This is a genomic window from Acinetobacter sp. ANC 5414, from assembly GCF_013004295.1.
GTDB lineage: Bacteria > Pseudomonadota > Gammaproteobacteria > Pseudomonadales > Moraxellaceae > Acinetobacter.
On the sequence record NZ_JABERM010000011.1, the window covers coordinates 103946 to 116322 of the forward strand.

The window sequence follows — 12377 nt, forward strand, 5'->3', positions numbered from 1 at the left end:
ATGACTCATTTTTAATTTTACCTTTTCGGCAAGTGCGTTATTAGAGGGATTTGTTTCGCACTAAGAGCTTACTCTATAGTAGGTTTTAGGTAATGCCTCTAATGGGAAAGTCGGAGGATTAATCTGAATAGCCACCAAAATTCTAGACACACATAACCATCTTTTGAACTGCCACCACTCTCCTTTGCAAAAAGAATCGACGAAACATATCCAGAAGGGAAATCACATTCTAGTGTTTAGGCATCAACCAATAAATCTTCGTGATATTTACTCCTTAGAGATTGCTCGAAATCAACTCATTTAATCAACAACATGCACAAAAAACTGGCATAGAAATGTATTAAAAATATCTGTAAATGTGCATGTTGCACATGTTGTGAAGGGCGTATTACTTAAAAGTAACCCAATTTTAAAGCGGCACGGCTCTTGCAAAGTCAGGTGTATTCAAAAATAGCGCAAGAGACTGGAGCTAAAAATGAGTACACATGAAGAAAGTCCACTGACCGAAACACCCCAATCCAATCGAAAAGGATTGTTTCCGATTGCAATGGTGCTGTTTAGTTTTACTTTTTTTACCGGCACTATGTTTGCTGGCGGCAAAATTGGCGTCGCATTTGATTTTGTTGACATCCTCTGGATCACGGCAATTGGTAATCTGTTACTGGCTCTCTATGCCGCCTCACTCGGTTTAATTTCTGCCCGCAGTGGGTTAAATACAGTACTCATGGGACGTTTCTGCTTTGGCAATTTAGGCAGCAAGCTGTCCGACTTTTTACTGGGGTTTGCCGAACTGGGCTGGTATGCCTGGGGAACTGCAACACTGGCTATTTCGCTGGTGAAAATTGTTGGGATGCCAGAAAGCTGGGTAATGCCATTAATGGTGTTGTTCGGTTTACTCTTCTCAGTGACCGCACTGGTCGGTTTTAAAGGATTGGAGTACCTGTCACGGGTTTCAATTCCTTTGATGTTTATCCTGCTAATTACCTCAATTGTATTGGCCACCAAAGAAATTGGCGGCTGGACGGGCTTGACTGCTGTTAAGCCAACGGAAGCCATGACGTTCTCTACCGCTGTGACCATCGTATTTGGTACGTTTGCCAGTGGCGCAACGCAAATCACCAACTGGACCCGTATGTCGAAAAACGGCAAGATCGCAGTATGGGCATGTCTGATCAGCTTTGTCATTGGTAACGGTTTGATGGTCTTGGCGGGTGCCTGGATGGCGATTGTTTACCAACAAGCTGACATTGTAGAGGTTCTAGTATTGCAAGGCCTATCTGTCGCAGCAGTGATTATGCTGTGCATGAACTTGTGGACCATTCAAGGCCCGACCATCTATAACGTGTCCGCAGCAGCATGCCATTTAGTACGTAGCGAACGCCGTAAAACCATGACGATTCTGGCGGCGATTGTGGGGATTGTGCTGGCTGTCGCAGGCATGTATGAGTTGTTATTGCCATTTCTGTTGTTACTCGGTGCGATCATTCCGCCTGTAGGTGGCGTCATTATGGCGGATTACTGGGTTCGCTACAAAGGTCAATATCCGTTGCTGAATGATGTAGAGCTGCCGAATTTTAACTGGAATGGTCTGATAGCCTATAGCATCGGTGCGATCGTGGCGTATAACTCTCCCTGGATTGCCCCGCTTGTCGGAATTGTGGTTGCTTCCGTATGTTATGTAGTGTTGATCCCTTTATTTCCAGCAAAATCGGCTGAAAAATCAGCACAAGTGATGACAGGGCCATCAGTATGAGTATGACGGTGCAAGAGGTGCTGGAACTACCACAGTTGTATGAATTGCGGCTGCGAGCAGGTGCCGACCATGTGCACCGTCTGGTTCGCTGGTTCTATGTCGCTGAGAACAAAGGAATTTCCGACTGGATTGAAGGTGGTGAACTGGTATTTATTACCGGTATCAACCAGGTACGTGATGAAGCCAACCTGCTAGATCTATTAGATCAAGCTGCTACCAAAAACGTAGCAGGTATTGTGATCTTAACCGGTACCGATTTTATTCGTGAGATTCCGGCCACAGTGCTGGAAAAAGCGGATGCACTGGGTTTGCCGCTGATTGAACAGCCTTATCACCTCAGGCTGATAGAGCTGACCCATGTGATTGGCACCCGTTTGGTACAGCTGTCACAAATCAAGAAGTCTGCAGAAGACGTGGTGAGCCAGCTGTTACTGGGCCAGTATCCATCACTGGAAACCATTCAGTTGCGTGCACAGCAGCTGGGTTTACCCTTGTTAAGGCAACATGTGGTGGCAGTGATCCGTTTGAGTAATGTGCAAGACTTTTTTCAGGATAGCGGTGCACAGTACAAAACCCATGATCTGTACCAGAAAAAACAGGCTTGTTATGAACATCTGGAAAGCTGGAGAAAACAGCATGAACAAGTTTTCCCGATTGTTCCGCAGGGAGAGCAGTTTAGTTTGGTTCTATCCTTGCAGGATCAGGATCTGAATTTCTGGTTCCTGGCTCTGTCGGCATTGGTTTCTGCTTTACGTGAGTCTGAATCCGATCTCAAGTTGTATGTTGGACTTTCCACCGAAGTGAATTCTGCCGTTGCCTTTCAGCGCGGCTACTGGGAAGCCTGTCAGGCTGAAGAAATTGCCGCAGATTTAAAGACCAGTTCTGGTGTCTGCTTGTATAACGAACTGGGCGTACTCAGACTGATCAAGGCAATTCCAAACAAGGCCGTTACCCAGCAACTGATGAATGAAACGCTCGGCTGCCTGATTGAGCCAGAAAAAAAACAGCCCTATCTGCTGATTGAAACCCTGGATGCCTGGTTAAAGGAAAGTGGTAATGCCATTCAAGCCGCTGCCCGGCTGGGTATTCACCGCAATACTCTGAACCAGCGTATCCAAAAAATTGAAGCCTTAACCGGACAATCCTTGGGCAATCCCAACTTCCGTTTGAATGCTTCTGTTGCCCTATTAATTTGGCAAATATCCCATAATTAGAGAAAAGAATATGAAAGTTATCAATGCAACCCTACGTAAAAAGACCGGTTTATTCACCATCAGCTATCACAATGGTGTGATTGATGCGATTGAGCCACAGGCCGTGTTACTAACCCTCGAAGGACCTGATGTTATTGATGCGAAACAGCAGTTGCTGATGTCGCCATTGGTTGATCCGCACATTCATCTGGATGCGGTATTGACCGCAGGTGAGCCGGAATGGAACATGTCCGGGACGCTGTTTGAAGGCATTGAACGCTGGGCGCAACGCAAGGCCAGCATTACTTTTGAAGACACCAAACAACGTGTAAAACAGACCATTGACATGCTGGTGGCGCATGGCATCCAACATGTGCGTACCCATGTCGACATTACCGATCCGCAATTGACCGGATTACACGCGATGCTTGAGGTCAAGAACGAAGTCAAGGATGTGGTGAATCTGCAGATCGTGGCATTTCCGCAAGAAGGCATTGAGTCCTTTAAAAATGGCCGTGAACTGCTAGAAAAAGCCTTGCAGATGGGGGCTGATGTGGTCGGAGGGATTCCTCATTTTGAATATACCCGTGACAAAGGCGTGAGCTCCGTGCATTACTTGATGGACTTGGCCGAAAAATACAATGTACTGGTTGATGTTCATTGCGATGAAATCGATGATCCGAATTCACGTTTTCTGGAAGTATTGGCCGACGAAGCACTGGTCAGAAACATGGGCGAGCGTGTCACGGCCAGCCACACCACAGCCATGGGCTCTTATGACAATGCCTACTGCTATAAACTGTTCCGTTTGCTGAAGCGTTCAAAAATCAACTTTATTTCCTGCCCGACCGAAAGCATCCATTTACAAGGCCGCTTTGACAGCTATCCAAAACGTCGTGGTCTGACCCGTGTGGCGGAGATTGACCGTGCTGGCATGAACATCTGCTTTGCGCAGGACTCGATCCGTGATCCATGGTATCCGGTAGGCAATGGCAATATTTTACGCATTCTGGATGCCGGTTTGCATATTTGTCACATGCTAGGCTATGAAGACCTGCAGCACTGTCTGGATCTGATCTCGGACAATTCTGCCAAAACCATGTGTCTGGGGGATCAATATGGCATCGAAGTAGGAAAACCGGCGAGCTTTATCCTGTTCAATGCCAAGAATGATTATGAGGTTGTCGCTAATCAGGCCAAGGCGGTGCTAAGTGTGCGTCATGGCAACATCATCATGCAGCGTCAGGAAGATCAGGTGCAATTATTGTCTGTTGCAACACCTGCCCAGCAGGATGCTGCAACTCAGCGTTTAGCGATTGGCATCTAATTCAACAGGTAAAACAACACACTAAAAATATCTGATCCGAGTGAAAGATATTTTTCGATGAAATGATCCAGCGGGTAGGCAAAATCCGGATGTATAAACAACCGGCATTGCCCTAAACCGGATTTACCTGACCCGCAATCCAAATCACTAAATCAAAAAATTGTCTATGTTCTGCATAGATAAGGGGTTTCTTATGCCTAAAAAAACAGTGTTACACCGTATGATGATTCCTGCAGGCTTAGCTATTGCTGTTTTATGTACAATGACTGTGACTCATGCAGAAGAACAGGACTGGTCGGTTTCTGGTTTTGTACGAGGTAATTATCAATATAAAGAATATGCTGAAAGCGAAAAGAGTAAAGCGCAGATCAGTGATGTCCGGCTCAATCTTAATTATCAGAAAGATCAGATAGATGGCAAGATTACGGCACGCTGTGTCCAATTTAACGAAATGTGTGATTTGATTACATTGTCAGATGCTTATCTAGGTTATCAACTGGATGAGCAGCAGAAAATCACCGTGGGCTTGCAACCGATTCCATTCGGGATTGGAACCTATTGGGATAGCAGTTTCTATGAAAGCATGATGTATACCATCGGCATGCAGGATACCCACAATATTGGGATTCGCTATGACCTGAGTCAGGATCAGCAGTCTTGGAGCTTTGGCTATTTTCCACAGGATGGCGGCAACTATAAAGGGGATAGCAATGATGCATCACGTTATAGTGCCAATTTTGTTGAAGGCGTATCAGACAATGCCACCCAGATTGATGAAAAGAATATGCTGATGATGCGTTATGCATATCAGGGCCAGAAGGATACAATTGAATATACGCTGGGTTCATCAGTTTGGTATTCGTTCTTGGACAATAAAAATGACAACAAGACCGGCAGTCGCATGAATGCCAACGTGTTTGGTCAGTGGGCTACACCAACTTATGACACAACCTTAACTTTCGGTTATCAGGATATCGACAACAAGCTAGCTGGAGTGGACTATTCGACCTTTGGTTCTTTTGATACGGAATATCACGTAGCGAATAAAGCCTACTATTATGTTGCTGATCTGGACTATAAAACTTCGTGGAGTTATAAGGATTGGAAAGGATTTAAACCGTATCTCGTATTCAGTGGTCTAATGAAACAGGATGGGCAGCCAAACTCCTACCGTAATATTGCTGGACTACAGGCAGATTACAAAAACATTACCATCAATGCAGAGTATATTTTGGCGAAAAATGATGCCTTTGTCGGTGGAAATACCAATTCCTTTGCCAATTCAACTGACAGTGCGTGGAAAAAGTTACTTTATATTACCTTTGCATATCAGTTCTAATTGTTTTAGCTCCCCCAAGATTGATCACGCAAATCACGTTGAAGTCGACTCTCTAATGTAAAGAGTCGACTTCAAATTAGTGATTATTCATTTTTTACCAATAGTCGCCGGCTTTGTTGCATAAATATCCAAGACTATGATTTTGTTTAATTTATTTTGGAATAAACCTTAAACAAATCCTTGAAAATCAGTATCTTGAAGAATTTTTCATGCAACAAATCAGCGCAGAATCATAAGCTTGTTGGGTAATATATTTCATTTCTATAGTATCCGGACGGATACTATAGCCTTTATGCATGAGGGACGAAAGATTTAATAAACTGGCTGGGCTATAGCAAAATGAAGTGGTTGAGAATAAACGATTAGGTTCAGTCCTGGCCCATATCCAGCAGCAGCATGAAGAGTTGGAAAAACAGAATAACCGTTCCCGTGCCAAGAAAAGTATGCCGAGTCTTAAAGCTCAGAAAGCTGTTATTGAACAAAGAAATTTAAATCCTGTTCTTGACTCTTGTAGTTAAAAACAGGACATTTTAAATGGTTTATCGCATAGACATTTTAATTGGTGAATAACAGATGTTTTTTTTTCGCATAAGAGATTTTATGTTAAGCAATTATTGTTATTTTTTATTAGTGACGTGTATAGCAAGCATCTTGAAATTTTTAAAATATCCTTATAACGGAATAATTTATTTTTCCATTCTGAAGGTATTTGCTCTAAACCATAATAAGCACCAGCAAGTTGACCACAAATTGCTGCTGTAGTGTCTGCATCATCACCAAGATTCGCCGCAGCGAGAATGGCATCTTTAAAATTATCTGTGTGCCAAAAGGCCCATAATGCTGCTTCAAGGCTATCTAGTACAAAACCACCACTCTTAATGTTGTCAGCATTCTTTAACTTATAATTGCCATTTATAATCGAGCTTAACGCTTCTAATTCTGAAGAGTATTCGACTAAAAACAATTCCTCTTTAGTTTTTCCATACAAAGCATTTACTAAAATCTTAGCAAAAAATTGACAGGCTTGAATACATTCAAGCGAAGCATGCGTTGTCTTCGAACTTAATGCGGAGTATTCATCCAATTGCAATTTATCATCATGATAATAAATTGCAATTGGAGCTAACCGCATCAATGAGCCGTTACCTGAAAAGCGAGACTCTATTCGGCCACTATAAGGCCTCCCTGTCTTATGATAACGAAACAAAGCATTTAAAATAGTTTTCCCTACCCCAAAAGCATGGGGCAGACAGGAATTATGGCCCTCATATAACCAAAGGCTATAGTGTTGCATTTGATCATTCGCATCGAAGCCTTTTTTTAAAATTAAGCTTTCAGCAAGACATAGTGCCATAGATGTGTCATCAGTCCACATTCCTGGATCTAGTTTGAATTTCCCACCACCAACCATATCTGTTAAAGGTTTAAAACGCTCACGTGGTAAAAATTCAACAGTAGTTCCTACAGCATCTCCACATGCCAATCCAATTAAGCAGCCAAAAGCTCTATTTTCAAAAGCTTTTGAAAATTCCTGATGCATCAAATAGATCCTGTAAATTTGTGAAATTAATTTTAAAAGTTAATCTAAATTAATAACTTAAATTTCTAAATTAATATGAATCTTGAAATTAGATACATGAGTTTTATATCTTTTATTATTTTGAACATTATCAATATCTACATCTAAATATTGAATTGGTAAATTTACTTCATTGTGAAATTCACTTAATTTTTGGTTAATGAAATTTTGAATATCATCTTCATATTTTTTCTTAATTGAACTTAATTCTGTAAGATTCTGCTGTAATTGCTGCATCATATTTATTTCCTGACTTTTGGATTTGAGATCATGATGATTTTCGGCTATTTGGTTCTGTAAATCCTTGCTTATTTCCGATGAAAATAGAAGTTCCTGAAATGAATATCCTTCATTTGGGTAGATAGCACGACGAATGGGAAAATCTTTAAGATCTTGATCTTTTAATATATATACACGGTTATGTTTAGGAACTGCTTCATAAGCTTGCTGTAAATTAATCCGATTGTTTTCTGATTGGTCTTTTTTATATTTATGCCATGCGTTCCAACATCGTTTAGAACTATCAGGTTGTTGATTTAATTGAGCAATAATATCTTTAACTTCTGTAATCAGGTCTTGATTAGTTTTGTAGGGGATATATTCAAAACCTGATGTAATTTCTCCCACACCAAATATTGAAATTTCTAAATCATCACTATCATCCAACTCTACTGTTACCCAGCCTTGTTCTACTTTTTGAATAAACTCTTCTAATGTTAGTAAGCCCCAGCAATCAATATAGCTATTTTTAAAAATAGTTATATTGGTTAAAAAGTAAGATCCATTACAGATGAATACAGTTAAAGACTCTCTAGAAATTGAGTCATCGATAAGAGGTTGATGTTTTATTTTAATCATCTTATTTGGTATTTCCTGATTGCTTAAAAACAGCATACTTTTTATTTTCTCTAACTAGAAGTATGGAGCGACATTAATTGTCGCATATAGTAATTTTTTTATAAAATTTAAAATCTTATGTGTTAAGTTTAATAATAATTATTAAAAGGAAGTGCGTATAAAAAATGAAGAGCTTGTATGCTAAGGAATCATTAAGCATCACTGATTATGTGGTTCGAAATCTTGCTAAGTTAAGATACAAAAAATATGAGTCTTATGTGGTGAATCGAATTATTCATTTATTAGATGATTTCAGCATTAAGTTTGTAACCCAACAATATGTAAGAAGATATGATAATAAAATTGCATTAACTGATTTGTTTTTTCCTCAATTTCGCTTACATGTTGAGGTTGATGAAGGACATCATTATTTGACTAAAGATAAAATTGATCATGAATTAGAATCACAGCCAAAATATATTGTTACTCAATGTCATGAAGATAAGGTCAGAGAAGCGGATATTATTAATATGACTGGCCATGAAATATTTCGTATTAATGTTTATAAACAGGATGATGGCTTAGAACATACCTTGGATAGCATTCATACTCAAATTGATAATCTATTAAAAAAAATACGTTGTAAAAAACAAAAACTAGAACAAGCTGATTTATTTAAGCCATGGAATATAGATAAAGAATTTAACCCACAGACATATATAGATTTATGTGAAATTAAACTTGAAGATAATGTCATTCTAAAAAGTCAGAAAGATGTTTGTAATTGTTTTGGTCATGATTACAAACATTGGCAACGAGGTGGAGCATCTCATCCATATGAAGAAGATACAATGATTTGGTTTCCTAAACTTTATAAGAATGACCAATGGGATAATAAAATAACAGCAGATGGTATGACAATTACTGAAAAATCTATCGACGAATCAACTATGCAGCAGAAAGTCATTGAATGGAAAATAGGTAAGCAAAAAAGAATAGTATTTGCACGTGTCAAAGACAATTTAAGTAATAAAGCTGTATATCGTTTTATGGGGCTATTTCAATTGAAGAATATTGATACTAAAGATGGTGGGACTTGGGAAAGGATATCTACAGTGGTAAGAACTTATGAACGTAAAAAGTAAATTTTTAAAGTGTACCTGTCAGGAGGCTTGAAATGCCAAGAATTCTAAAATATGTTGATCAAATTGCTCGTGAAAAAGGAAGAGATGTACTTTTTGCTGCATTTGATAAGGAAATTTATCCTGATTACGATTATGAGAAATGGACTAATAGAACACAGCTAATAGACTGGCTTGAAAATAATAAAATTGGTTATATAGAATGTTTTAATGTGGCAGTTGAAAACTATATGGAGTCTTATCGGGGCGAAATATATATAGATGTTTGTTATGATGAAAATGATCCAACATATATTAAGGTTCAGAATTATCTAGAAAATTCTGATGGTAGTCCTCGTATTTCAGGTGTTCTTTTTTATTTACTTCCTTTAGAAATCGCTATGAAGAACAAGCACTATGATGAGCCGAATTTTTTAGCGAAATGGAGCCTGTAAATTATTTTTTCTAGAATCGATGATGATTTCTAATTTCTTCATTTTTTAAGTATTCCTAAAATTAATATAATGGGCGTTATACGAAATAACAGCATATTCATAAAAAATAGTGTTAAATTTCAAAAAGTTATAATATAAGGAGTTGGGACGCAAACCCTCAAAAGCCGACTTGGAAACAAGTCGGCTTTTTTTAAACTGTTTTGATATATTTCGTCTATAAAATCGGTTAAAAATTACGCCCCTCAACTTGAGTTATACAATTTTATGATACATTATTGTATATACAAATTTGAATGTTTTTTATGGAACAGTATTTCGAATGGGATGAGGCAAAGAATCGAAGGAATCAGAAAAAACATGATGTCTCTTTCGAAACCGCAAGCCTTGTTTTTGAAGATCCACTGAGGATCTCAATCCAGGACAGACATACCGATGGTGAAGAATGTTGGCAAACCATTGGAAAAGTAAAAGGCGTACTAATGCTATTAGTAGCTCACACCATCTTTGATGAAGATGACTGTGAAATCATACGAATCATTAGTGCAAGGGAAGTAACCAAAGCGGAGCGAAATCAATATGAGCATGGTTAGATATACACGCAAAGAACTGAATGAAAATTTCAGTGACAAGCAAGATGCTGAAATTAAACGCTTGCTTGCTAAGGGAACTGTACCAGATGAACTATTAGATCTGTCTGATATTCCTGAAATTACAGACTGGAGTAATGCTATTCGTCATGGGCAATTTTATCGTCCAGTAAAGCAACAAACTTCTGTTCGTCTTGATGCTGATGTACTTGCATGGTTAAAAGCACAAGGGAAAGGCTATCAGACACGCATGAATAAAATTCTGCGTGAAGCAATGTTAAAAGATTTAAAAAATCATCAATAAAATTGGGAGCTTTAGCTCCCATTTTTGTGTAAGCCCAAAATAGAAATGTCCGCTTTTAGAATATGCACTTTTGTGGTTTTCTTAGCGGACGGTTTAATATGTTGGTGTCTATGCCGGATAACCGCCATTATTAAATAGACTGGGAATTCGGCTCAATCATTTTATTTTAAGATGAGTTTTGAGTACTTAATTATATGGTCTGTAACACTTTCTAAGTGGTAAGGTTGCTGAGTCCAATGATGCCAGTAGAGTTGAACTTTATTTTCTAATTCTGGACATAAATCAATCATTTCATCTTGATCATAGAGGGTATTCAATTGGAATTCCGGAACCATTCCATAGCCTATTCCAAGTCGTATAGCTGTCAAAAAAGATTCTGAAGATGGTATTAAGTGAAAAGGGTAACTTCCCTTTGTTAGGCCGAATTGCTTTATTAAAACATCAAAATGAAGATGGTCTTTTTCATTAAATATCACAGCAGGCGCTAAGCATAAAGCTTGTCTATTTATGCCACTAGGAAACCATTTTTTTGTGAATGCTTTTGTTGCGATCATTTTATATTTCATCACACCAAGATATTGAGACTTACATCCTTTCATAGGTTTAGGTTCAATTGAGATACAAGCATTAACTATCCCTTTTTCTAGTAAGGAATATGTATGAGCTTGATCATCAACGATTAGATTCAGCAATATCTTATTTTTTATAAGTACATCTTTGAGCGTTGGAAGTAACCAAGTTGCTAAGCTATCGGCATTAGAGGCTATAACCACTTTGAAAAATTCAGCTTGTGACTTGTTCATTAAATTATGTAAAAAATTTTGTTCTAATCTTTGACTTTTCTTCAAATATTCAAACACTTGCTGACCTGATGTGGTTAATGTGCAAGGCTTACTACGTATTATTAATAACTGTCCTAATTCTTTTTCTAAAGCCTGCAATCTTAAGGTTACAGCAGATGGAGTGAGGCATAGCATTTTTCCTGCCTGATCGAAACTACCAGTCTCAACTACAGCTAAGAAAGCTTCGCATTGTTTTTTTTCTAACATAAAAATTATTTAGCCAAACCAAAATATTCTTAATTTTAATGAATAAAAAAAACAAATATACATAATTCAAATAAATAGATATTTCAGATAAATCAACATGGTCACATTTTTAACAGGATTAGGTGTTGGGTTTTCTCTCATATTAGCAATTGGTGCTCAAAATGCTTTTGTTTTGAGACAAGGACTCAAACGTGAATACATTTTTAGTGTTTGTCTTATATGCGCATTGTCAGACTCTATTCTTATTTATTTAGGAATTACAGGGTTCTCAAAGATAGTTGTGGAATTTCCTTTAATTACTATTTTTGCTCAATATTTTGGAGCTGTATTTTTATTCATTTATGGCTTGAGGAGCTTCTATTCAGCTTTTAGAAAAAATACACGCCTTGATCCTAGTAGTATTGAAAAAGCTAATATTTATCATGTGCTAGGTACTTGTTTGGCATTTACATGGCTCAACCCTCATGTTTACTTAGATACTGTTGTACTAGTAGGTTCTATCTCCACGAACTTTACAAACGAGTTGCATATATTTGCTATGGGAGCAATTCTGTCTTCATGGATATTTTTCTTTTTTTTAGGGTATGGAGCAAAATTTCTATTACCCCTATTCCAGAATTCTATTTCATGGAAAATATTAGATTTTCTAATAGGCGTAATCATGTGGTGTATAGCTATAAATCTTTTGTATTAAAAATATGCGTCGGTAATTTATATCGTAAGCATCCGCTGAACCCCACTTTTCTTATTTTCTCAATATCCCGATAGTGTCCATTATTTATTAAATGGACATTATGTTTATGGCCTTAGACACTTTTATAGACACTGAACAA

Annotated in this window: 12 protein-coding genes and 1 pseudogene; 10 read left to right on the forward strand and 3 right to left on the reverse strand. The window is 38.2% G+C overall.

What is annotated here, in order from left to right; translation table 11 throughout:
• Positions 1-475 precede the first annotated feature (475 nt).
• The 5 genes and pseudogenes from codB to HLH18_RS08045 all read left to right on the forward strand — a co-directional run.
• Positions 476-1753, forward strand: a complete 1278-nt coding sequence (gene codB / locus HLH18_RS08025) for a cytosine permease (protein WP_171546416.1) — start codon at positions 476-478, stop codon at positions 1751-1753.
• Positions 1750-2967, forward strand: a complete 1218-nt coding sequence (locus tag HLH18_RS08030) for a PucR family transcriptional regulator (RefSeq protein ID WP_171546417.1) — start codon at positions 1750-1752, stop codon at positions 2965-2967. The genes codB and HLH18_RS08030 overlap by 4 nt, the downstream gene beginning before the upstream one ends.
• Positions 2968-2977: 10 nt before the next feature.
• Positions 2978-4273, forward strand: coding sequence for a cytosine deaminase (gene codA, locus HLH18_RS08035; protein WP_171546418.1), 1296 nt, complete (start codon positions 2978-2980; stop codon positions 4271-4273).
• A gap of 193 nt (positions 4274-4466) precedes the next feature.
• A complete protein-coding gene (locus tag HLH18_RS08040; protein ID WP_171546419.1) occupies positions 4467-5612 on the forward strand; it encodes a porin family protein in 1146 nt (381 codons plus the stop codon).
• Positions 5613-5840: 228 nt separating this feature from the next.
• Positions 5841-6130, forward strand: a pseudogene (locus tag HLH18_RS08045) (ISNCY family transposase); the annotation flags it as partial.
• A gap of 80 nt (positions 6131-6210) precedes the next feature.
• Here HLH18_RS08045 and HLH18_RS08050 read toward each other — a convergent pair.
• Positions 6211-7152: an ADP-ribosylglycohydrolase family protein gene (locus HLH18_RS08050; protein WP_171546420.1), complete on the reverse strand. Its 942-nt coding sequence runs from the start codon at positions 7150-7152 to the stop codon at positions 6211-6213.
• 57 nt (positions 7153-7209) lie between these two features.
• Entirely contained in the window at positions 7210-8085 is an 876-nt protein-coding gene (locus HLH18_RS08055) for a DUF7638 domain-containing protein (RefSeq protein WP_171546421.1), read from the reverse strand.
• A gap of 128 nt (positions 8086-8213) precedes the next feature.
• Here HLH18_RS08055 and HLH18_RS08060 point away from each other — a divergent pair, with 128 nt between their 5' ends.
• From HLH18_RS08060 to HLH18_RS08075, 4 genes are all read left to right on the forward strand, one after another.
• A complete protein-coding gene (locus HLH18_RS08060; protein ID WP_171546422.1) occupies positions 8214-9173 on the forward strand; it encodes an AbaSI family restriction endonuclease in 960 nt (319 codons plus the stop codon).
• A gap of 32 nt (positions 9174-9205) precedes the next feature.
• Complete coding sequence (locus HLH18_RS08065) at positions 9206-9604, forward strand: hypothetical protein (RefSeq protein ID WP_171546423.1); 399 nt, start codon at positions 9206-9208, stop codon at positions 9602-9604.
• Positions 9605-9906: 302 nt separating this feature from the next.
• Positions 9907-10194, forward strand: a complete 288-nt coding sequence (locus tag HLH18_RS08070) for a BrnT family toxin (protein WP_171546424.1) — start codon at positions 9907-9909, stop codon at positions 10192-10194.
• Positions 10181-10495, forward strand: a complete 315-nt coding sequence (locus HLH18_RS08075; protein WP_171546425.1) for a BrnA antitoxin family protein — start codon at positions 10181-10183, stop codon at positions 10493-10495. The genes HLH18_RS08070 and HLH18_RS08075 overlap by 14 nt, the downstream gene beginning before the upstream one ends.
• 161 nt (positions 10496-10656) lie before the next feature.
• On the opposite strand, the gene HLH18_RS08080 is transcribed toward HLH18_RS08075, so the two are convergent.
• Positions 10657-11544 carry a LysR family transcriptional regulator ArgP gene (locus HLH18_RS08080; RefSeq protein WP_171546426.1) on the reverse strand — a complete coding sequence of 296 codons (888 nt, stop codon included), beginning with the start codon at positions 11542-11544 and terminating at the stop codon, positions 10657-10659.
• Positions 11545-11641: 97 nt separating this feature from the next.
• On the opposite strand from HLH18_RS08080, the gene HLH18_RS08085 reads away from it, so the two are divergent.
• Positions 11642-12238, forward strand: coding sequence for a LysE/ArgO family amino acid transporter (locus tag HLH18_RS08085; RefSeq protein ID WP_171546427.1), 597 nt, complete (start codon positions 11642-11644; stop codon positions 12236-12238).
• Positions 12239-12377: the final 139 nt, after the last annotated feature.